Source organism: Amycolatopsis sp. WAC 04197 (assembly GCF_003947475.1).
Lineage (GTDB): Bacteria > Actinomycetota > Actinomycetes > Mycobacteriales > Pseudonocardiaceae > Amycolatopsis > Amycolatopsis japonica.
In genome coordinates this window covers 277,435-298,755 of the sequence record NZ_QHJK01000010.1, presented here as the reverse complement: position 1 = coordinate 298,755, position 21,321 = coordinate 277,435, and the positions used below count along the sequence as shown (strand labels likewise).

At 69.7% G+C, this 21,321-nt stretch carries 22 protein-coding genes; 10 read left to right on the top strand and 12 right to left on the bottom strand.

The window, feature by feature from the left end; all coding sequences use genetic code 11:
• Nucleotides 1–34: 34 nt before the first annotated feature.
• From leuC to DMC64_RS33935, 3 genes are all read left to right on the top strand, one after another.
• Nucleotides 35–1,453, top strand: a complete 1,419-nt coding sequence (leuC, locus tag DMC64_RS33945; RefSeq protein ID WP_016336450.1) for a 3-isopropylmalate dehydratase large subunit — start codon at nt 35–37, stop codon at nt 1,451–1,453.
• Nucleotides 1,454–1,484: 31 nt separating this feature from the next.
• Nucleotides 1,485–2,087: a 3-isopropylmalate dehydratase small subunit gene (leuD, locus tag DMC64_RS33940; RefSeq protein ID WP_063273591.1), complete on the top strand. Its 603-nt coding sequence runs from the start codon at nt 1,485–1,487 to the stop codon at nt 2,085–2,087.
• A gap of 253 nt (nt 2,088–2,340) precedes the next feature.
• Complete coding sequence (locus DMC64_RS33935; RefSeq protein ID WP_037342062.1) at nt 2,341–3,006, top strand: HU family DNA-binding protein; 666 nt, start codon at nt 2,341–2,343, stop codon at nt 3,004–3,006.
• Between the two features lie 438 nt (nt 3,007–3,444).
• On the opposite strand, the gene DMC64_RS33930 is transcribed toward DMC64_RS33935, so the two are convergent.
• From DMC64_RS33930 to cofC, 3 genes are read right to left on the bottom strand one after another with little or no spacing between them, the layout of a single operon-like run.
• The gene (locus DMC64_RS33930) at nt 3,445–4,380 is read right to left on the bottom strand and encodes an NUDIX hydrolase (protein ID WP_125736805.1); all 936 of its coding nucleotides are present in this window, start codon (nt 4,378–4,380) and stop codon (nt 3,445–3,447) included.
• A complete protein-coding gene (locus DMC64_RS33925) occupies nt 4,377–6,680 on the bottom strand; it encodes an RNA degradosome polyphosphate kinase (protein WP_199755183.1) in 2,304 nt (767 codons plus the stop codon). The genes DMC64_RS33930 and DMC64_RS33925 overlap by 4 nt, the downstream gene beginning before the upstream one ends.
• Nucleotides 6,681–6,738: 58 nt before the next feature.
• Nucleotides 6,739–7,368: a 2-phospho-L-lactate guanylyltransferase gene (cofC, locus tag DMC64_RS33920; RefSeq protein ID WP_125736804.1), complete on the bottom strand. Its 630-nt coding sequence runs from the start codon at nt 7,366–7,368 to the stop codon at nt 6,739–6,741.
• Between the two features lie 57 nt (nt 7,369–7,425).
• On the opposite strand from cofC, the gene DMC64_RS33915 reads away from it, so the two are divergent.
• From DMC64_RS33915 to DMC64_RS33905, 3 genes are all read left to right on the top strand, one after another.
• Nucleotides 7,426–8,169 carry a 1-acyl-sn-glycerol-3-phosphate acyltransferase gene (locus DMC64_RS33915; protein WP_125736803.1) on the top strand — a complete coding sequence of 248 codons (744 nt, stop codon included), beginning with the start codon at nt 7,426–7,428 and terminating at the stop codon, nt 8,167–8,169.
• Nucleotides 8,169–9,182, top strand: a complete 1,014-nt coding sequence (locus DMC64_RS33910) for an NAD(P)H-dependent glycerol-3-phosphate dehydrogenase (RefSeq protein ID WP_199755182.1) — start codon at nt 8,169–8,171, stop codon at nt 9,180–9,182. Before DMC64_RS33915 ends, DMC64_RS33910 begins: the two co-directional genes overlap by 1 nt.
• Before the next feature lie 256 nt (nt 9,183–9,438).
• Nucleotides 9,439–9,918 carry a cysteine dioxygenase family protein gene (locus DMC64_RS33905; protein WP_125736801.1) on the top strand — a complete coding sequence of 160 codons (480 nt, stop codon included), beginning with the start codon at nt 9,439–9,441 and terminating at the stop codon, nt 9,916–9,918.
• Nucleotides 9,919–9,964: 46 nt separating this feature from the next.
• Here DMC64_RS33905 and DMC64_RS33900 read toward each other — a convergent pair whose 3' ends face one another.
• From DMC64_RS33900 to DMC64_RS33875, 6 genes are all read right to left on the bottom strand, one after another.
• A complete protein-coding gene (locus DMC64_RS33900) occupies nt 9,965–10,978 on the bottom strand; it encodes an asparaginase (protein ID WP_125736800.1) in 1,014 nt (337 codons plus the stop codon).
• A gap of 262 nt (nt 10,979–11,240) precedes the next feature.
• On the bottom strand, nt 11,241–12,065 hold the full coding sequence (locus tag DMC64_RS33895) for a bifunctional 2-polyprenyl-6-hydroxyphenol methylase/3-demethylubiquinol 3-O-methyltransferase UbiG (RefSeq protein WP_125736799.1): 825 nt from the start codon (nt 12,063–12,065) through the stop codon (nt 11,241–11,243).
• Nucleotides 12,062–12,442 carry a VOC family protein gene (locus tag DMC64_RS33890; RefSeq protein WP_125736798.1) on the bottom strand — a complete coding sequence of 127 codons (381 nt, stop codon included), beginning with the start codon at nt 12,440–12,442 and terminating at the stop codon, nt 12,062–12,064. Before DMC64_RS33890 ends, DMC64_RS33895 begins: the two co-directional genes overlap by 4 nt.
• A 42-nt stretch (nt 12,443–12,484) precedes the next feature.
• Nucleotides 12,485–13,222 carry an FAD:protein FMN transferase gene (locus DMC64_RS33885; RefSeq protein ID WP_125736797.1) on the bottom strand — a complete coding sequence of 246 codons (738 nt, stop codon included), beginning with the start codon at nt 13,220–13,222 and terminating at the stop codon, nt 12,485–12,487.
• Nucleotides 13,219–13,638 (bottom strand): FMN-binding protein, encoded by a 420-nt coding sequence (locus DMC64_RS33880; protein WP_037342075.1) that lies wholly within the window; start codon nt 13,636–13,638, stop codon nt 13,219–13,221. The genes DMC64_RS33885 and DMC64_RS33880 overlap by 4 nt, the downstream gene beginning before the upstream one ends.
• A 17-nt stretch (nt 13,639–13,655) precedes the next feature.
• The gene (locus DMC64_RS33875; protein WP_125736896.1) at nt 13,656–14,993 is read right to left on the bottom strand and encodes a ferric reductase-like transmembrane domain-containing protein; all 1,338 of its coding nucleotides are present in this window, start codon (nt 14,991–14,993) and stop codon (nt 13,656–13,658) included.
• Nucleotides 14,994–15,139: 146 nt separating this feature from the next.
• Between DMC64_RS33875 and DMC64_RS33870 the strand changes: the two genes are divergently transcribed.
• Together DMC64_RS33870 and DMC64_RS33865 are read left to right on the top strand one after the other, a co-directional pair.
• Nucleotides 15,140–15,835 carry a response regulator transcription factor gene (locus DMC64_RS33870; RefSeq protein WP_037342077.1) on the top strand — a complete coding sequence of 232 codons (696 nt, stop codon included), beginning with the start codon at nt 15,140–15,142 and terminating at the stop codon, nt 15,833–15,835.
• Nucleotides 15,832–17,268, top strand: coding sequence for a cell wall metabolism sensor histidine kinase WalK (locus DMC64_RS33865; RefSeq protein ID WP_125736796.1), 1,437 nt, complete (start codon nt 15,832–15,834; stop codon nt 17,266–17,268). The genes DMC64_RS33870 and DMC64_RS33865 overlap by 4 nt, the downstream gene beginning before the upstream one ends.
• Nucleotides 17,269–17,346: 78 nt before the next feature.
• Here DMC64_RS33865 and DMC64_RS33860 read toward each other — a convergent pair whose 3' ends face one another.
• On the bottom strand, nt 17,347–18,000 hold the full coding sequence (locus DMC64_RS33860) for a pyridoxamine 5'-phosphate oxidase family protein (protein ID WP_125736795.1): 654 nt from the start codon (nt 17,998–18,000) through the stop codon (nt 17,347–17,349).
• 81 nt (nt 18,001–18,081) lie between these two features.
• On the opposite strand from DMC64_RS33860, the gene DMC64_RS33855 reads away from it, so the two are divergent.
• Nucleotides 18,082–19,440 (top strand): PLP-dependent aminotransferase family protein, encoded by a 1,359-nt coding sequence (locus DMC64_RS33855; protein WP_038509521.1) that lies wholly within the window; start codon nt 18,082–18,084, stop codon nt 19,438–19,440.
• Between the two features lie 33 nt (nt 19,441–19,473).
• Nucleotides 19,474–20,442 (top strand): zinc-binding dehydrogenase, encoded by a 969-nt coding sequence (locus DMC64_RS33850; RefSeq protein WP_125736794.1) that lies wholly within the window; start codon nt 19,474–19,476, stop codon nt 20,440–20,442.
• 4 nt (nt 20,443–20,446) lie between these two features.
• On the opposite strand, the gene DMC64_RS33845 is transcribed toward DMC64_RS33850, so the two are convergent.
• Entirely contained in the window at nt 20,447–20,989 is a 543-nt protein-coding gene (locus DMC64_RS33845; RefSeq protein ID WP_037342082.1) for a DUF3515 domain-containing protein, read from the bottom strand.
• 19 nt (nt 20,990–21,008) lie between these two features.
• Nucleotides 21,009–21,242: an Lrp/AsnC family transcriptional regulator gene (locus tag DMC64_RS33840; RefSeq protein WP_007031456.1), complete on the bottom strand. Its 234-nt coding sequence runs from the start codon at nt 21,240–21,242 to the stop codon at nt 21,009–21,011.
• Nucleotides 21,243–21,321: the final 79 nt, after the last annotated feature.

The window sequence follows — 21,321 nt, the reverse complement described above, 5'->3', positions numbered from 1 at the left end:
AAGCACCTATTCCATCGCATGTGAGGAGCCGGAAATGCCCCGGACACTGGCCGAGAAAGTGTGGGAGTCGCACCTGGTGCGGCGCGGCGAGGGGGCCGAGCCCGACCTGCTCTACATCGATCTCCACCTGCTGCACGAGGTCACCAGCCCCCAGGCGTTCGACGGACTCCGCCTGGCCGGACGGAAACTGCGCCGCCCCGACCTCACCATCGCCACCGAGGACCACAACGTCCCGACGATCGACATCGAGCTGCCGATCGCGGATCCCGTTTCCCGCACCCAGGTCGACACCCTTCGCGCCAACTGCAAGGAGTTCGGCGTCCGGCTGCACCCGATGGGCGACGCCGAGCAGGGCATCGTGCACGTCATCGGCCCGCAGCTGGGCCTGACCCAGCCCGGGATGACCGTGGTGTGCGGCGACAGTCACACTTCGACGCACGGTGCCTTCGGCGCCATGGCGTTCGGCATCGGCACCTCCGAGGTCGAACACGTGATGGCCACGCAGACCCTGCCGCTCCGTCCATTCAAGACGATGGCGATCACGGTCGACGGGCAACTGCGTCCCGGTGTCACGGCGAAGGACATCATCCTCGCGGTGATCGCGAAGATCGGCACCGGCGGCGGGCAGGGCTACGTCCTCGAGTACCGCGGCGAAGCCATCGAAAAGCTGTCGATGGAAGCCCGGATGACGGTGTGCAACATGTCCATCGAAGCCGGCGCGCGCGCCGGGCTCATCGCGCCGGACGAGACGACGTTCGCGTATCTGAAGGGCCGTCCGCACGCGCCGCAGGGCGCCGATTGGGACGCCGCCGTCGAGAACTGGCGCGAACTCCGCACGGACGACGACGCCGTCTTCGACGCCGAGGTGCGCCTGAACGCCGACGAGCTCACGCCTTTCGTGACCTGGGGCACGAACCCGGGCCAGGGGCTCCCGCTGGGCGCCGAGGTGCCCGACCCGGAGCGCATCGGCGACGAGAACGAGCGCATCGCCGCTGAAAAGGCCCTGTCCTATATGGACCTGAAGCCGGGCACGCCGCTGCGCGAGATCGCGGTGGACACCGTCTTCCTCGGCTCGTGCACGAACGGCCGCATCGAGGATCTGCGGGCCGCCGCGGACGTCCTGCGCGGGCACAAGGTCGCCGATTCGGTGCGGATGCTCGTCGTCCCCGGCTCGATGCGCGTCCGCCAGGCGGCGGAAGCCGAAGGGCTGGACAAGGTCTTCACCGAAGCGGGCGCGGAATGGCGTCAGGCGGGCTGCTCGATGTGCCTCGGCATGAACCCGGACCAGCTCAAGCCGGGCGAGCGCAGCGCGTCGACCTCGAACCGCAACTTCGAAGGCAGGCAGGGCAAGGGCGGCCGGACGCATCTGGTGTCGCCGCTCGTGGCGGCCGCCACGGCTGTGCGGGGAACGCTGTCCAGCCCCGAAGACCTCCAGCCCGCCGTCGCTCGCTGACATCGCTGACATCCGCGAAGGAGTTCCCAACATGGACGCGTTCACCCACCACACCGGCGTCGGGGTCCCGCTGCGCAGGTCCAACGTGGACACTGACCAGATCATCCCGGCGGTCTACCTCAAGCGCGTGAGCCGCACCGGCTTCGAGGACGGGCTCTTCGCCGCCTGGCGGTCCGACGAGTCGTTCATCCTCAACCAAGAGCCCTTCAAGAACGGGTCGGTCCTGGTCGCGGGCCCGGACTTCGGCACCGGTTCTTCCCGCGAGCACGCGGTCTGGGCCTTGATGGACTACGGCTTCCGGGTCGTGATCTCCTCCCGGTTCGCGGACATCTTCCGCGGCAACTCGGGCAAGCAGGGCCTTGTCGCCGCTCAGGTCGAGCAGGCGGACGTCGAACTGCTGTGGAAGCTGCTCGAAAACGAGCCCGGCACGGAGGTCACGGTGGACCTCGAGTCGAAGACGGTACGGGCCAAGGACTTCACCGCGCCCTTCCAGATCGACGACTACACCCGCTGGCGGCTCCTCGAAGGGCTCGACGACATCGCCCTGACACTCCGCCACGCGGATGAGATCGACACTTTCGAGACCCAGCGCCCCTCCTGGAAGCCGGTGACCCTCCCGGCGGCCTCCTCCTAGGGCCGGTCGAAGGGGGCGGATTCCCTTGCTGAGCAGGGAATCCGCACCCCGGCCGGGGGTCTTGGACACCGCCCCGAAACCACACCGAACGGCACCTCCGGAGGCCCTCAAGGGGTCCCTCGGGAGGCGGAACAGCCCCCGAGACAAGGGAAATTTCCGCGCGTCGTTTGGAATTTGTGCTGCATTGGTAATACCGTGTGCGCTAAGTCGGCCGACGGGGCCGTGTACAAGTAGTTCTTCTTGGAGGACTGGAATGGCCAACAAGGCCCAGCTGATCGAGGCGCTGTCGGAGCGCCTGGGCGACAAGAAGGTCGCGTCGGAGGCCGTCGATGGCCTTGTCGACATCATCATCCGGACGGTCAACAAGGGCGAGAAGGTGAACATCACCGGCTTCGGTGTGTTCGAGAAGCGCGCCCGCGCCGCCCGCACCGCGCGGAACCCGCGCACCGGTGAGACCGTTCGCGTCAAGAAGACCAACGTGCCCGCGTTCCGCGCCGGCACGACCTTCAAGGACGTCATCAGTGGTTCGAAGAAGCTGCCGAAGGCCACCGCTGTGAAGCGCGCGACCGCCGGCACCGCGACTCGTTCCACCGCCACCCGCGCGACGACGACCCGGACGGCCGCCAGCCGCCCGGCCGCGACGCGTTCCACGACCACGCGGACCCGCGCCGCCGCCACGACGACGCGCGCCGCCGCGAAGCCGGCCGCCAAGGCGACCGCGACCAAGGCCGCGGCCAAGACGACCGCGACCAAGGCCGCGCCGAAGACCGCCGCCAAGGCCACGACTCGCGCCACCACGGCCAAGAAGGCGACCGCCACCAAGGCCGCCGCGAAGCCGGCCGCCAAGGCGACCGCTGCCAAGGCTCCCGCGAAGAAGGCTCCGGCCAAGCGGACTTCGGCTGCCGCGAAGAAGAAGTAAGCTCCCTCTCCACGAGTGAGCCAACGGCAAGGCCCCGCGCACCGCGCGGGGCCTTGCCGCATTTTCCGGGGCCTCTGTTCAGCCCTGACGCGCTCGCGCGCGGTCTGCGGGGATCTTGTCCCGCCACGGATCCGCGGCGGGCCTATGGGCGAATGTGACGCGATTCTCGCGTTTCCGGCCGAAGTCGCGGAAAAGAATCCGCTTCGATCGTCACTCCGATGGACGCATGGTCCCGATGATCGGCTCCACAGTGGAGCGACGTGCGCCGGTTCGCCTCGACACCGCCGGAGTAGGCGCGTCACCCACGTGGGGGAGCCGCACGACGTTTCTTCCGTGCCTGGACACCGAACTCACGTGATTGAAGCCGGAACTCGCGTGATTGGAGGCGATCCGCCCCCAAACACGCGTGATCCGGCTTCAATCACGCGTGAACCGGTTTCAGGGATGGGCGGGCGCGGGCGTGGGCAAAGGCGACGCGAAATAGTCCGCGGCCACCAGTACCGGCCCGTCTTCTTCGGTCGGCGCCCGGAACGACAGCACCCAGAACGAACCCTTCTTCGACGGCACCACACCGCCGCGCGCGGCGGTCAGGTCGACGCCGTCGCGGTCGGCCAGCGCGCTGACGACGTCCGGGATCACCCCGCCCTGGCTGGAGATCACCGGCGTCCCACCGTCTCCGGCGATGGCCAGCAGCCGGGCGACACCGAGCACCGGGTCCGGCCAGTAGCCCTCTTCCGACAGCAGCGGCTCGTGCCGGATCTCGACCCCGAGATCCTCGGCGAGCCCGTTCACCGTCTGGACGCACCGAAGCCGCGGCGCCGAAAGCACCCTGCCGGGCGCGTAGTGCCGCAGCAGCGAACGCAATGCCTCGGCCTGACGCTGGCCCGCGTCCGACAGCGGCCGCAGATCGTCGTCGCCGTTCCACTCGTCGCGTTTACCCGCTTTGGCGTGCCGCACCAGGATCACCGTGGTGAGTTCGGGCGGCAGCGCGGAGAACTCGCGCAGCACCCGGACGTCGCCCGGCCGCGTCAACAGTTTCTCCGCCGACTCCGGGTCGAGCCAGCGCAGCTCGTCGACCTCCTCGTTCGGCGCGAACGCGCCGGAAACCGCGTGCGCGGAGAAGTAGTCGACGGTCTTCGGCGCTCCCGCGACGGTGTATTCGGTCCGGACCAGATACCGGCCGAGCACCGCTTCGAATCCGGTCTCCTCGGCGATCTCCCGGACCGCCGCGCCCGCGATGGTCTCGCCCGGATCCAGCTTTCCCTTCGGCAGCGACCAATCGTCGTAGCGCGGCCGGTGGACCAGCGCGACCTCGATCCGGTCTCCCTGACGACGCCAGAGAACGGCTCCCGCCGCCCGCACGGTCCCGCTCATCCCGCCGCTCCGTGCCGCTTCGCCAGTTCGACCTGGTGGTCGCGGACGTCGTCCCCGGACGCGGGGAACGGGGTCCATTCGCCGGTCGAGTTCAGTACCCAGCACCGGGTCGAGGGGTGCAGCGCGGATTCGAAGATGTAGTCCAGCTGCGCCGTGAGTTTCGGATCCTTGACCCGCACCAGCGCTTCGATCCGGCGGTCCAGGTTGCGGTGCATCATGTCCGCGCTGCCGATCCAGCGCGTGCCGCCGGCGAGGAAGGTGAAGATCCGCGAGTGCTCCAGGAACCGGCCGAGGATGGAGCGCACGTGGATGTTCTCGCTCAGTCCCTCCACACCCGGCTTCAGCGCGCAGATCCCGCGCACCACGATGTCGACCGGGACTCCGGCCTGCGAGGCGTGGTACAGCGCGTCGATCACCTGCTCGTCGACGAGCGAGTTGCACTTGATCCGGATCCCGGCGGTCTGGCCCGCCCTGGCGAGCTCGATCTCCTCGCCGATCGCGCGGACGATGCCGCGCCGGATCCCGTGCGGTGACGTGAGGATGTTGCGGTAGGTGTCCTGGCGGGAGTACCCGGTCAGCACGTTGAACAGATCCGTCAGGTCCGCGCCGATCGTGGGGTCGGCGGTCAGGATGCCGAGATCCTCGTACAGCCGCGCCGTCTTCGGGTTGTAGTTGCCGGTGCCGATATGGCAGTAGCGGCGGATGGTCGAACCCTCCTGGCGCACCACCATCGACACCTTGCAGTGCGTCTTCAGCCCGACGAGCCCGTAGACCACGTGCACGCCCGCGCGTTCCAGCGTGCGGGCCCAGGTGATGTTGGCCTGTTCGTCGAACCGCGCCTTGATCTCGACCAGCGCGACGACCTGCTTGCCCGCCTCGGCGGCGTCGATCAGCGCGTCGACGATCGGGGAGTCGCCGGAGGTGCGGTACAGCGTTTGCTTGATCGCCAGCACCTTCGAGTCCGCGGCGGCCTGTTCGATGAACCGCTGGACGCTGGTGGAGAACGAGTCGTACGGGTGGTGCACGAGGACGTCGCCCTCGCGCAGCGTCGCGAACACCGACTTCGGCGTCTCGCGTTCACCGAACGCCGGATGCGTGGCGGGAACGAAAGGGCGGTCCTTGAGTTCCTTCCGGTCGACGCCGGACAACTGGTGCAGGCAGGTGAGATCCAGCAGACCGGGGACCTCGACGACGTCGCGCGGGTCGACCTCCAGTTCGCGCAGCAGCAGTTCGAGCATGTGCTCGCTCATGTCCTGCGCCACTTCGAGCCGCACCGGCGGGCCGAACCGCCGCTGCGCCAGTTCGCGTTCCAGCGCCTGGAGAAGATCCTCGTCCCGGTCTTCCTCGACCTCGAAGTCCGCGTTGCGGGTGACCCGGAACGCGTGGTGCTCGGTGACCTCCATCCCGGTGAACAGCTCGCCGAGATGCGCGGCGATCAGTTCCTCCAGCGGCAGGAACGTCGCGGTGCGGACCTCGCGCGGCTGCTGCTCGATGCGCATCAGGCGCGGCACGTTGCTCGGCACCTTGACGCGCGCGAACCGCTCGGTGCCCGCCTCCGGGTCCCGGACCGTGATCGCGAGGTTGAGCGAAAGGCCGGAGATGTAGGGGAACGGGTGCGCGGGATCGACGGCCAGCGGTGTGAGCACCGGGAAGATCTGCTCGCTGAAGTAGTTGGACAGCCGGAGCTGGTCGGCGCCGGTCAGGTCGTTCCAGCCGACGATGTGGATGTCCTCGTCGGCCAGCTGCGGCCGCAGGTGCAGCTCGAAGGCGTTCGTGTGCCGCTCGACCAGGTCCTGGTTGCGTTTGGCGATGTACGCCAGCTGTTCGCGCGGGGTGAGCCCGTCCGCGCTGCGGACCGGGAGGCCGGTCTCGTCGCGGCGTTTCAGCCCGGCGACCCGCACCATGTAGAACTCGTCCAAATTGGACGCGAAGATCGCCAGGAACTTGGCGCGTTCGAGCAGCGGCTGCGACTCGTCCTCGGCCAGCGCGAGCACGCGCGCGTTGAAGTCCTGCCACGACAGCTCACGGTTGAAGTACCGGTCGTCGGGAAGGCTCCCGGCGGCCGTGGGCGCCGCCGTCACCGCGGGCGGCGCGGCGGGCAGTGCGCGGAACTCCTGGGCGGGACGGCTCGCCGAGCCGCCACGCGTCGCGCGGACGGCCGTGCGCGGGGTCGAACTGTTCGTCTTCCGCGCACGGACGGGTTTCGCCGTGCCGTTGTCCGGTTCCGGTTTCGCGGCGGAGGTCTTCCGCTTCCTTGCCGAGTTCGGGGTGCCGCCGTCATTTGTGCTCACGGGCTTCATTGTTCACCACTCGGGGCGATTATGTGCGCCGCGCGCGGGTCGGCAGGGTGAACTCTCGTCACATCGGCACGCAGGGTGTTCCCAACAGCGTTGAAGTGCGCTTTCCGACACCGAGGGTGCGGACGTGAGCGAGATCATCCGCGGTGTCGACGTCGGCGCGAAGCGATTCCGCGGCGATCGTGAGCGGGGTCGCACCGGAGGCGGTGTGCGCCCGCGCGGAACCCGTGCCGAAGCGGGGTGCCAGCGCCTGCCCCGCGCCCGCGAGCAACAGGGTGGTGCCCGTTCCCTGCCGGTCCGCGACGAACGCCCGTCGTCCGGCGGCCCCGGCCAGCGCGGCGGTGAGGTCTTCGGTCCGCAGCGCGGGCAGATCCGCCTGCAGGGCGCCGACGAGTCCGGACGGCCTGTCCCGGCGCAGCAGCTCCTCGCCGTGGCGCAGGGCCGCGTTCAATCCGCCGCGCGACGGTTCGGTGACGATTTCGACGCCCAGCTCGGTGAGATCCGCCACCGACGCCGGGTCGGCGGCGACCACCAGCACCCGCCGGACCCCGTCCGCCGAGGTCGCCGCGGACAACGTGTCGTAGGCCAGCGCCAGCACCAGTTCGGCGTGCCGCTCGGGCACTACGGCGCCGCGAAGCCGTGACTTGCCCTCGGCGGGGCGTTTCATCGGCACTATCAGGTCCACGTCCACATCTCACTTCTTACCCGACCCTCCCTGGACCGCGCTCGTATGCGCGCGGCAGGATCAATGGCCTGGGACGACACGTGTGACTTCGAGGAGGACGAATTGGCCCGGCGTGAGAAGGGCGGCATCTGGGTGGGCATCGCCGCCGCACTGTTCTACCCGGCGACGGCCATCGGCAAGCGGGTCTACCGCAACGCCGAGCGGATCCCCCGCGAAGGCGGCGCGCTGCTCCTGCTCAACCACGTGTCCCACATGGACCCGGCGGTGGACGCGGTGTTCGTGCACCGGCAGAAGCGGGTGCCGCGGTTCCTCGGCAAGGAGAGCCTGACCAGGACGCCGCTCTTCGGCAAAATCTTCGTCGGCGCCGGGCAGATCCCGGTGTCCCGCGGTTCGGCCGCCGCCGGCGACAGCCTCAAGGCCGCCCACCAGGCGTTGGCCGACGGCAAGGTCGTGGTGATCTATCCGGAGGGGACGATCACCAAGGACCCGGACGGCTGGCCGAAGAAGCCGTTCACCGGGGCCGCGCGGCTCGCGCTGGAGACCGACGTGCCGGTGATCCCGATCGCCCGCTGGGGCACGAACCACATCTTCAACGGCTACACGAAGAAGTTCACGCCGTTCCCGCGCAAGAAGATCACGCACCTGGTCGGCGAGCCGATGGACCTTTCGGCCTACAAGAACGGTTCGACCCGCAGCGCGTCCAAGCTGCGCGAGGTCACCGACCTGATGATGACGGAGATCACCGCGCTGCTCGCGGAGATCCGGCAGGAGGAACCGCCCGCGAAGAAGCCGGAGGACGACGCCTGATGGCCGAGGTCCAGCGGGTGACCGTGCTCGGCGCCGGATCGTGGGGGACGGCGTTCGCCAAGGTGCTCGGCGACGCCGGTCGCGACGTGACCATGTGGGCCCGGCGGCCCGAGGTCGCGGCCGATATCCGGGAGCGCCATCTCAATTCGTCCTATTTACCCGGTATCGAACTGCCGGAGCGGATCACCGCGACGGCCGATCCGGCCGAGGCCCTCGACGGCGCGCAGGCCGTGGTCCTCGCGGTGCCGAGCCAGACGTTGCGGACCAATCTCTCGGAGTGGTCCGGTCTGCTGCCGTCCGACGCGATCCTCGTGAGCCTCGCGAAGGGTGTCGAGCTGGGCACGCTCAAGCGGATGAGCGAGGTCATCGCCGAGATCGCGCGGGTCGACGACGGGCAGATCGTGGTCGTGTCGGGGCCGAACCTGGCGAAGGAGATCGCGCTGGGGCAGCCCGCGGCGGCGGTGCTGGCGTGCACCGACCACGACAACGCCAAGGCGATCCAGCAGGCGAGCTTCAACCAGTACTTCCGGCCGTACACCAACACCGACGTCGTCGGCTGCGAGCTGGGCGGGGCGTGCAAGAACGTCATCGCGCTCAGCTGCGGGATGGCGGCGGGGCTGGGGCTGGGCACCAACACCACCGCGACGCTGATCACCCGCGGGCTGGCCGAGATGGCCAGGCTCGGCGCGAAACTCGGCGCCGACCCGCTGACCTTCGCCGGGCTCGCCGGTGTCGGCGACCTGGTGGCGACCTGTTCGTCGCCGTTGTCGCGCAACCGGACCTTCGGCGAGCGGCTCGGCCGGGGCGAGACGCTGGAGCAGGCACTGGCGGCCACCGGCGGGCAGGTCGCCGAGGGCGTCAAATCGTGCACGTCGATCCGGGAACTGGCGATGGGGCTCGGTGTCGACATGCCGATCACCGACGCGATGCACCGCGTGTGCCACGAAGGTGTCGACCCGCGGCGTGCGGGAGCCGAACTGCTCGGACGGTCGCAGAAGCACGAGTGGTCCTGAGACCGCAATATCGCGACAGACCGGGGCGGAGCCGTGTTGCGAGCATGGACGTCAGGTGCAGAACTCACGGTCCACGGTATGAGATCTGTTGACCGCCGGGCTCCGCACTGGTTCGCTGAGCGCATGTTCGCACGTGGGATGACTGTGTCGCGGGGCCTCTCGGGTCTTGGTGCGGTCGCGTGCGCGTGTCGCTGTTGTCGGTGAACCCAGCCCCGGCCCAGTTCGACACCTTCTTTCTGCTTGCGAGGACACCTCCATGTTCGCCGTCCCGGACAACACGCTCGTCATTCCCGAAAACCCCGCCCTGCGTCACCCGGTGCGCGTCGCGCTCGAATTCGCCGCGGACCGTGACCGCTGGCGGCACCTGCTGCGTTACGACCCCGACGAGCGCTTTTCGGCGCTCGTCGACGCGGACGAACTGCAGGAGATCTGGTTGATGAGCTGGCTGCCCGGCCAGCACACCGACCTGCACGACCACGAGTTCGCCGCGGGCGCGTTCACCGTCGTCAGCGGGAAGCTGAGCGAGACCGTCGCCCGGCGGGCGGCCGACGGACGGGCCGTGACCGAACTGCACTCGCTGTCGGAAGGGCAGTCCCGCGTCTTCGGCCCCGGCTACATCCACGAGGTGCGCAACGACGGCCCGGATCCCGCCGTCAGCGTGCACGTCTACCGGCACGGGCCCCGCGCCATGCGGCCGTACCACCTGGACCCCATCTCCGGCCCCTCTCGCGTTTAGTCCTCTGAATGCGTTCTATACGCATTCAGAGGACTAAATGCGGGCATCAGGCGAGGTCGCCGCGCAGGCGGAATTCGGCCTCGACGCGCTCCCGGGAGGCGCCGGTGGCGAGCAGGGTGTGCAGCAGGAGCCGGGATTTGCGCGGGTCCAGCCAGCCCGCCATCGTCGCGCCCATCGCGATCAGATCCGACTCCGAACCCCGGAAGCCGTAGGTGCCGCGGAACGTCGGCCCGGCACCGGTGCGGCCGGCGACCACGATCGGCACCTCCGCCAGGGCCCGCTCGATCACGTCGGCGGACCCCGCCGAAACGTGCCCGGCGCCGTTGGCGGCGAGCACCACTCCCTTGACCCCGGCCTTGACCAGCGTTTCCAGGAGTTCGCCGGTGTCCTCGACGCCGCTCTCGACGATCGGCACCAGCCCCGAGAAGTCCGCGTTCTCCAGCGGCAACGCCGCCGGACGGGCGGCCGCGGGGTGGAAGTAGTGCACCAAACCCTCGCTGACCAGGGCGAGCGGGCCGGCGGGGGCCGAAGAGAACGCCTCGACGTGGCTCGAATGCGTCTTCCGGACCCAGCGTCCGGCGTGGACGTCGTCGTTGAACGCGACCAGCGAGCCGCGGCCCCGGCTGCGGGGATCGGCGGCGACGGTCAGCGCGGCGAGGATGTTCCCCGCGCCGTCGGCGCTGGGCAGGCTGGGGTTGCGCATCGCGCCGGTGATCACGATGGGCGCCTCGGAAGCCCACGTCAGCTCGAAGAAGTACGCCGTCTCTTCGAGCGTGTCCGTGCCCTGGATCACGACGACGCCTTCAGCGCCTTCGTCGATGGCCCTGGCGGCCCAGTCCCGCGTCCTGATCAGGGTCGCGAAGTCCATCGAGGCGCTGGAAATCCCCGCCAGCGTCTCCGCGCGGACGTCCATCTCGAGGTTCTCGCCCAGTTCGCCGAGCAGGTCGGCGGCGGTGAGCCGGGGGACGGCGTGGTCTTCGCCGTCACCGGGAACCATGGAGATGGTGCCGCCCAGGGCGGCGACGGCGACAAGGGGCCGTTTCTCAGGGGAGACGCTCATACGGACATCTTCCCAAAACTTTGTGGAGGGCAAGGCGAATGTGGCGCGATGCCGAGGCGCGTCGCGAAAGCCACTTTCGCGACGTCTGATGTCCCGAAAGTGGCTTTCGCGACACGGCCGCTGGGCGCCGCGGCGCGGACAGAAGCGATGTCCTGAAGGCCACCTTTGAGACATCCAGCGTCCCGAAGGTGGCCTTCAGGACGCCGCCGCTGTGACTACTGGGACCGGTGGTGTTGCGGGTAGCGACCTCCGAGCCCAAGGCTCACCGTGCCTTGACGGCCTCGATGGTGAAACTCGCCGCCAGCCGCTGCGGATCCTCGGTCAGCCGCCATTCCTCGGTCGCCTCGTTCAGCGTCATGAACCCCGGCAGCGCGTTCCACGGCACGCTGTCGTGCTCCACCAGCCGCGTCAGGGTCAGCCCCGCGTCGAGCAGCGACATGACGATCTCGCCCAGCCCGTGGTTCCATTCGTGCGTCCGGTTGTGCTGGAACGAAACGTCGGTGTCCACATAGGTCCCCGGCTCGTCGAACACCAGCGGTTCGGCCTGCTCGAAATACGGGTACTTCGGCGTGATCTGGGGCTGCGTCTCGTCGAGGGTGCCCAGCATCGGATGCATGTCGCGGATGAACAGCCGTCCGCCCGGCTTCAGCAGCTTTCCGACGACCTGTCCCCAGCGGGCGATGTCCGGCAGCCAGCAGATCGCGCCGATCCCCGTGTAGACGAGGTCGAATTCCCCGGCGCCCAGCACGTCGGCGGCACTGTACACATCGGACTCGTGGTAGTCGATCTCCGCGCCGGTCTCGGCGGCCAGCCGTCGCGCGATCTCCAGCGCGGGCGCGGAAAAGTCGAGACCGGTCATCCGGGCGCCGAGGCGGGACAGGGAAAGCGTGTCCGTGCCGATATGGCATTGCAGGTGGACCCCGCGCGCCCCGGAGACATCGCCGAGCAGCGGCTGGTCGAAGGTGACCACGCCGCTGAGATGCGTCGGATCCGCGACGAATTTCTTGTAGCCGTAGTCGGCCGAAGCGGCGTGCGCGGGAGCGCGTTCGTCCCAGTTCGCCCGGTTGACCGTCACGTAATCCGTCACGACGTCGCGGCCTTCTCGGCGGCGCTGCGCAGCACGCAGAATTCGTTGCCTTCGGGGTCTCCGAGGACGGCCCAGCCGGTGCCGTCGGGATTGCGCCGGTCGTGCAGGAGGGTCGCGCCGAGCTTCAGCAGGCGCTCCACCTCCTCGTCGCGCGGGATGTCCGGGGTGAGGCAGAGATGGATCCGGTTCTTCACCGTCTTCGGCTCCGGGACCTGCCCGAAGAACAGCGTGACACCGTTGTCCATCTCGATGATCGCCTCGGGATCGCCGGGCTGATCGTCGTCCGCCATCGGTTTGCCGACGACACCGCTCCAGAACCGGCCCAGTTCGTAGGCGTCGGCGCAGTCGAAGAAGAAGTTCTGTACGACAGAGGTCATGACGCCGCAGTCTGCCCGAGCCCGCGGAACCCGGCCAACGGTTTACGCCAGCCGCAGCCCGGGCGACCGGTGCACCTGCCGGTCCGCGTCGATGACCAGCACCTGGCAGCCCGGCCGCGACGCGACCCACGCGATCCCTTCCGTCCCCATCGCGAAGGCGGCCGTGGCGAGGGAATCCGCGGTGACGAGGTCGTCGGCGGCGACCGTCACGCTCAGCAGCCCGACGGGCGGGCGCCCGGTCCGGCCGTCGAGGATATGCGCGCCGCGTTCGTATTCGGCCGACGTCGCGACCGCGCCGCCGGAGGATTCCACCACGGCGCAGACCGCGTCGGGCCGTTCGGGATGCCGGATGCCGACCCGCCAGGCGCGCCCGGGTTCCGGTTCGCCGGAGGTGATCACGTCGCCGCCGGCGTTGATGCAGAACACGTCCAACCCCTCGGCCAGCAACAGCGACGCCGCCTGCTGCACCGCCCAGCCCTTGACCACCGCGTTCGGATCGAGCCGCCGTCCGGGGAGCCGGGCGGTGAACGCCCCGCCGGACAGCCGTTCGTAGTGGTCGCACAGCGAAAGCACTTCCAGGAGGTCGTTGCTCAATTCCGAAGGCGAGAGTTCGCCGCGGTCGTAACGGCAAACCTCGCTGTCGGCCTTGAACGGGCTGAACCGCGCGTCGACCTCCCGCAGCCAGCCGAACACGCCGTCGATGGCGTGGTCGACGAGCCCGCCGCCCGCCCGGACGTCGACCGAGACCGGCAGCCCCATCACCTGTTCGACGCGGTTCATCTGGCGTCCAGTGCCGCCTGCAGCGATTTGACGTACGACTCACTCGTAGACGTCGCCCCGGAAACGGTGTCGATGTCGGCGCTCTGCGCGGTCAGCGTCTCCTCCTGCAGGATCGGGATCGCGTCGACCCCTCGGCCGCTCGTCGGCCGTTGCAGCAGGCGGACTTCGGCGATCTTGTCCTCGGCCGAAATCACCAGCCGCACCTGCACGGTGCCGTACCGGTTGCTCTCCACCGAACCGTCGAGGGTGCGTTCGGCGCCCTCGGATGCTCCACCGTCCGCACTCGACGACGGTGCCGGAGCGGGCGCCGCGACCGCCACGGTCTCCGAGCCGAGCGGTCCCGGTTCGTACAGCCACACACCGAGGAACCCGGCGGCCGACAGCGCGACCGTGGCCGCGACGATGGTCTTCTTCATGATCGGGTCTCCCTGGTTCAGGCGGCGAGGCTGAAACGTTCGGCGTGGACCTGGCTGCCCGGCACCCGCAGTTCCCGCAGGCTGCGCAGGGTCGCCGAAGTCATCCCGGGCGGGCCGCAGACGAAGACGTCCCGGTCCGCGATATCCGGCACCAGCCGCCGCAGATTGGGGGCGCCGAGTACCGGACCGGCCTGATCGGACGGTCCACTGAGGACTCGGACGGCCGCGCCGCGCGCCCGCGCCAAACCGATCAGCTCCGGCAGGAGGACGGCGTCGCGTTCGTCGCGGACGCGATAGAGCACCACGACGTGCCCGGAGATCTCCTCCAGCAGCGCGCGGATCGGCGTGATCCCGACGCCGCCCGCGACCAGCAGCGCGTCCGGCTTCTGTTGGTGCATCGTGGTGAACGCGCCGTACGGGCCTTCGGCGAACACGCGGGTGCCGACCTTGAGCGACCGCAGGGACGCGCTGCCATCGCCGGCGGCTTTCGCGGTCAGCCGCAGGGTGCGGCCGTCCGGCGCGGCGGAGAGGGAGAACGGATTCGCCTGCCACCAACGATCCCGTGTCATGAAGCGCCACAGGAAGAACTGGCCCGCCCTCGCGGGCATCTTGTCGAGGTCCTTGCCGGAGATGTACACCGAGACGACGTCGTGGGATTCGGGGACCACGGCGACGACCTTCAAGCGGTGCCGCAGATTCCGCGCCAGCGGCAGCACCACCCGGCCGGCGACGACGGAGCCGAGCGCGACACCCCACACCGCCCACCAGTAGACCTGGGCTCCCAGCGAAGAAGCGAACGATCCGCCCAGCGCGATTTGATGCGTGAACGCCAGCACGACCGCGGCGTAGGTGTAGAGGTGGATGAAATGCCAGGTCTCGTACGCCAGCCGTCGCCGGGCGAACCGGGCAGAGACGGCGCCGACGAGCAGGATGAGCGCGAACGCGACGACCGCGCGCAGGATCCCTTCCAGTTTGGTCACCATCGTGACGAACTCGTCGACCACACCGTTGTCCTCGACCTGTGCGTAGCCGAAGACGATGAACACGAAATGGGCGAGCAGCGTCCACAGCAGGCCGAATCCGGTCCAGCGGTGCCAGCCGGTGAGCCGGTCCATGCCGAGGCGGCGGTCGAGCCACGGCAGCCGGGCGACCAGCAGCAGCTGGAACGCCATCGTCAGCGCCCCGTACAGCCCGGCGAGCCTGCCGATGCTGATGAGCACGTTGTCCGACGGCCCGGCGGCGAAGAACAGCACGGTCACGGCGGCCACGTTGGCCCCGAGGAAGAGGAAGAGCCCGGCGCGCGCGGCGATCCTGGGCCGGATCGCCGGGCGCGGTCTCACGGCGGTCTGCGTCATGGTGGTCACACGTGGTCCCTTCCGGTCCGGTTCAAGTGCCGAGCCTGCTGTGCCAACCTGTGACCTTTCTTGGCGGAAGCTGTCGGCTTGCTGTCGTGTGCGGTCCCGCCTCGCCCTCGCGCGCGCGTTCACGGAGGATGGCTTTTGTGAACACCGAGAACCCTGTGCGCCTGCTGGTGGTGGACGACGAGCCGCATATCGCCGATCTGGTGGCCACCGTCGCCCGCTACGAGGGCTGGCAGGCCGTGACCGCCGGATCGGGCGAGGCCGCGCTGGCCAAGGCGGCCGAATTCGTGCCCGACATCGTCGTGCTCGACCTGATGCTGCCCGGGATCGACGGGTTCACCGTGCTCGACAAGCTCCGCGAAGCCGGGACGGCGGTGCCCGTGGTCTTCCTCACCGCGAAGGACGCGACCGCGGACCGCGTCGCCGGGCTGACCCGGGGCGGTGACGACTACCTCGTGAAGCCGTTCTCCGTCGAGGAATTGATGGCGCGGCTGCGCGCGGTCCTGCGACGGAGCACCAATCAGGCCAAGGCCGCGGTGCTGCGGGTCGGCGACCTGACCCTCAACGAGGACACCCGCGAGGTCGCCCGCGACGGCGAACCGGCCGACCTGACCCCGACCGAATACGAACTGCTGCGCTATCTCATGCGGCATTCGCCCACGGTGATGACGAAGGCACAGATCCTCGACCACGTCTGGGAGTACGACTTCGGCGGCCGGTCCAATGTGGTCGAACTCGTCATCTCGCATCTGCGCCGCAAACTCGACACGGGCGACGAACCGCTGATCCACACCGTGCGCGGCGTAGGCTACGTCGTGCGGCAGGCGGCGAGATGAAGATGGTGCGCCGGTGGTACGACGCCTGGCGCCGGTCGAGGCTCGGAACCCGGTTGGCGCTCGGGCTCGGCGCGCTGGCGCTCGTCGTGTTCGCCGTCGTCGGCACCGTGATGGTCGGCATCATGAAGGGCTATCTGAACGACCGGCTCGACGAACAGCTCGCCAAGACGCAGATCAGCCAGGTGCCGTCGCTGCGCACCACGCACGGCGGGAAACCGCAGCAGGCCTACGGCTGGTTCTCCGCGGTCTTCGCGGTGCAGAACGGCGACGCGCTGCCGCAGGCGGGCGGTTCCCTGCCGCCGGACACGAAAGCGCTCGAAAAGGTCGCCGAGGACGCGACGCGGACCGAGGTCCTGCGCACCGTCTACATCGAGGACAAGGGCACGTACCGGGTCCGGGCCTGCCCGATCGAGCCGGCGCGGAACATCGTGCTGGTCAGCGCCGCGCCGCAGGCGGATCTGGACCGGACGGTCAGCCAGCTGATCATGGTCGAGGTCGTCGCGTTCCTCCTGGCGCTCGCGGTATTGGTGATCGCGGGACGGCTCGTGCTGCGGCGGGGACTGCGGCCGTTGAGCGACATGGCCGGGACGGCGCACGACATCGCGTCGCACGACCTCACCACGAACGCCGATCTCCCGGTGCGCGCGCGGGCGAACGGCGGCGGCGCCGAGGTCGAGGAACTGCGGACGGCGTTCAACGTCATGTTGGCGCATCTGGATTCCTCGCTGGTCGCGCGCCGGGAAGCCAACGAACGACTGCGGCGGTTCATCGCCGACGCCTCCCACGAACTGCGCACGCCGCTGACGTCGATCCGGGGTTACGCCGAGCTTTTCCGCTACGCCGCGGCGAACGAACCCGCCGAACGCGAGGCGCATCTGGCGAAGATCCGGGAAGAGACGCAGCGGATGAGCGTGCTCGTCGACGACCTCCTGCTCCTCGCGCGCCTCGACGCGCCGGAGAGCGAACCACCGTTGCGACTGGTCGACGTCGACATCGCCGAGCTGGTCACCGACGCGGGAGAGGCCTTCGCGGCCGGTCGCCCGGAGCATCCGCTGAGCGTCGGCGCGTTACCGGAAGGTGTTGTCCTGCAAGCGGATCCGGTGCGCCTGCGGCAGGTGCTGGACAATCTGCTCGCCAACGCCGCCGTACACACGCCGCCCGGGACCGCGGTGACGTTGTCGGCCGCGGCGTCGGATTCCGAGGTCGTCCTGCGGGTGAGCGACGCCGGGCCCGGGATCCCGCCGGAGGCGCGGGAACGGATCTTCGACCGGTTCTACCGGGTGGACACCGCCCGCACGCGCGGCAACGGCGGGACGGGGCTCGGGCTTTCGGTGGTGCTCTCGCTGGTTTCGGCGCACGGCGGGACGATCGAGGTCGAGAGCGTGCCGGGGGCGACGACGTTCACCGTGCGGCTGCCGCGCCACCGCTCTTAAGCCCCTTCCCGAGTGTCATGAAAGGGTCGTTCAGGACGAAAAATGTCCTGAACGACCCTTTCATGACATCCGCGAGTGCTACCCGACCCGCCGCTTCACATGGTCCGGCACCGTCCACTCACCGACCAGGTCCACCGACGGCTCCGGCTCCCCGAACACGGTCCGCACCGGCAGCACCCCCGCCCACGCGAGATCGTCCGCGACCTCGTCCTCGGGATCGTCGGGACCTTCGCCGCGCATCTTCACCGACGCCTCAGTGAGGTCCAGCTCCAGCACCGAAACGGAAGCGAACTCCTTCGCGTTGATGTCCCGCGCGTGTTCCCACGAACCGGGCGCGAGGTGGTCGGTCAGCACGTGGAGGCCGTGCATCTTCCGGTCGCGATCGGTGACCGCGGCGGCCTTCCCCAGGATCACCGCGCTGCGGTAGTTCATCGAGTGGTTGTTGATCGAGCGCGCGTAGACGATGCCGTCGAGCAGGGTCACCGTGACGCAGACCTCGACGCCGTCGGAGTCGCGCATACTCCTCGCTCCGGTGGATCCGTGCAGGTAGAGCGTGTTCCCGTCGCGGCCGTAGCCGGTCGGGATCACCAGCGGGACGCCGTCGCGCACGACGCCCAGATGGCAGATCAGGCCTTCGTCGAGCACCGAGTACAGCGCCGAGCGGTCGGTGAGCGCGCGGTTCTTCTTGCGGCCGAGGGTGGTCCGGTCGGTGGGAGAGAGCGGGGTGGACATGCGACCAGTCTCACCCAGGAGAGTGGCCTGTAATAATGTCCAATTCTCCTATACTTGAGAAGTCCACTTCAGGAGTACGCCATGTCCGACACCGCCCTGCCGGTCAGTCTCGACCGCGATTCGGCCGTCCCGCTCGCGGTCCAGCTGGCCGACGCGTTGCGCGCGGCCGCGGGCGACGGGCATCTGCGTGGCGGGGACAGGCTGCCCTCGACCAGGGCGCTCGCGAGCCGTCTCGGCGTCAGCCGGACGGTGACGTCGGCCGCGTACGAGCAGCTCCACGCGGAAGGCTGGATCGCCGGCCGTCACGGCTCCGGCACATACGTCACCACCACGCCGCCCGCGGACAGGCCGTCGAAAGGCCCGGCTCCCGGCACACCCGCCGCGCCGCCCACGCTGGTCGACCTCACCCCGGGTGTCCCGTGGGCCGACGGCGTCGAGAAGGCCGCCTGGCGTCGCGCGTGGCGGGCCGCCGCCGATCCGCGCCCGACCTATCGCGAGGACCGGGCCGGGCTGCGCGCGTACCGGGACGCCGTGTCCGAACATCTGCTGCGCCACCGCGGTCTCGCGGCCGGAACGGTGCTCGCGACCGGCGGGACGACGGCCGCGGTGATCGAACTCGCGGGCGCGATGCTCTCGCGCGGGGACCGCGTCGCGATCGAGGAGCCGGGGTATCAGCGGGCCGTACAGGCGTTCCGCCGGGCGGGGATGGAGGTCGTGCCCGTCCCGGTCGACGAAGAGGGCCTGCGCCCGGACGCCGTCCCCGCCGACGTGCGCGCGGTGTACTGCTCGCCCGCGCATCAGTATCCGCTCGGCAGCCGGATGAGCGCGTCGCGCCGCGTCGACCTGGTCGAGCTCGCCCGTGCCCAAGGCATGCTGGTGATCGAGGACGACTACGACGGCGAGCTGCGGTTCGACGTCGCGCCGCTGCCGTTGCTGGCCGCGCTCGCGCCCGATGTCGTCGCGCATCTCGGGACCACCAGCAAGATCCTCACCCCGGCGCTGGGCGCGGGCTGGATGGTCGCGCCCGCCCCGGTCGCGGCCGCGGTGCTGGAGTACCGCGAGGCGACCGGAACGCGGCCGTCGCCCGCGGGGCAGCGGGTGCTCGCCGAACTGGCGCGGCACGGCGATCTCGGCAGGCATCTGCGCAAACTCCGGCGGGAACTGTCGGAGCGCCGGTCCCTGGTGTCGGCCGCGCTGACGTCGGCGGGGATCCCGGTGCTCGGCGACGACGCGGGCGCGCATCTGGTCGTCCCTTGTGGATCCGCGGCGGAGGAGGCGGCGCGGATGGCGGCGGCGGAACGCGCCGGGATCCGGCTCGACGGGCTGGCCCGGCATTTCGCCGGGACGCCGACGGTGTTCGGGAACCTCATCGGTTACGCGGGCTGTTCGCGCGAGGCGCTTCACACCGCGCTCAAACCGCTGATCGCCGTGCTCGGTTGACCTCGACCAAGCTGGAGGTCATAGCTTGCGTTCATGCGTGAGATCAGAGTGTCCCGGTTCGGCGATCCGAGTGTCCTCGAGCAGGTCGAAGTGCCCACTCCCGAGCCCGGCGCGGGGGAGCTCCGAGTCGCGGTGACGGCGGCCGGGGTCGGCTGGCTCGACGCCCTCATCCGGCGAGGTGACGGTCCCGACGTGTTCGCCGTCGAGCCGCCGTACGTGCCGGGCGGGGCGGTGGCGGGCACCGTCGACGCGGTGGGCGACGGCGTCGACGATGACTGGCTGGGCAAGACGGTCCTCACCCACGCACCGGGCGGTTATGGCGGGGGATACGCGGACACGGTCGTCGCGCTGCCGGACGATACCTTCGCGATCCCGGAGAAGCTGGATCCCCGGCACGCGGTGGCCCTGTTCGACGACGGCAGTACCGCGCTGGCGTTGCTGGAGAAGACCCCGGTCGCCGCCGGCGAGCGGATCCTGGTGATGCCGGGCGTGGGCGGACTCGGCAGCGTACTGGTGCAGCTCGCCCGCGCCGCGGGCGCGACGGTCGTCGCGGCGGTCCGAGGCGAGGAAAAGGCGGCGATCGCGCGGAAACTGGGCGCCGAGCCGGTCGACTACTCGGCCGCGGACTGGACGGGGGAGGTCCTCGCCCGCACGAGAGGCCACCGGCTGGACGTGGTCTTCGACGGCGTCGGAGGTGAACTGGGCGCCGCTTCCCTGGCCTTGCTGGGCAACGGCGGCCGGTTCTCCGGCTACGGCATGTCCAGCGGGGCGGAGACGGTGATCGGTGACGCCGACCGCGCCCGGCTGTCCGTTGTGGACATGACGCAGCTGGTCGGGTTCTGGCCCGACAACCCGCGCCGGGTGCGGGAGATCCTGCGGCGGGCGGCCGAAGGAACGGTGACCCCGGTCATCGGCCGGACGTATCCGCTGGCGGAGGCGTCCGCCGCGCACTCGGACATCGAGGCGCGGCGGTACACCGGGAAGAGCCTGCTCCTGCCCTGAGCGCTCAGAACCGCAGCGGCACCGCGGGGAGGTTGGCGGCGATGACGTCCGAAACGGTCTGGAGCGGCCCCGTCCCCGCGGTGTTCGGCACGGTGAGCGCCGTGTAGACGGGACGATCCACCACGAACCACGTCGCGGTGCCCTCACCTTCGACCTGCAGCCACTGGACGGTGTTGATCGTCCGCAGCTGCGAGGTCCGGGTCAGCTCCGGCGGCTTGCCGAGGCCGCACCGCAGGACCACCGGATCGCCGGTGCCCCAGCCGATCGTCGCCTCGGGGGCCGGATCGGCCAGCGTCCGCCGGACCAGCGTGGTGCCGGACGACGTGAGCTCGTGGGGGAGCGCGCCGATAAGTTTCGCGCATTCGGGTGACCCCGACTGCGGTGCCGGGACCGGGACGAGCGGGAGCGGGCCGTCCGCGGCCGGGGCGTCGGATTCCGCGCCGCGGGTCAGCCCGAAGACGGCCACGCCCGCGACGAGCAGGATCGCCAGGCAGGCGGCCGCGATCAGCAGGGGTTTCGGGGGAGCGCCGGTGTCCGTGTCAGCCACCGGACCACTACACCACCTCTTACAGATGCACCACCGGGCAGGTCAGCGTACGCGTGATGCCCTCCACGTTCTGCACCTTGGCGACCACGAGCTGGCCGAGCTGGTCGACGGTGTCGGCGGCGGCCTTGACGATGACGTCGTACGGGCCGGTGACATCCTCCGAACTGGTGACACCGGGGATGGTGGAGATCTCCGCGGCGACCGCGGCGGCTTTGCCGACCTCGGTCTGGATGAGGATGTATGCGTGGACCACGGCGCGCCCCTTCGTAAAAGTCGGCTCAAGGTAGGAACGTTGTAGCAACGTATCGCCAGCCCCGGGAAAAACCTAGGGC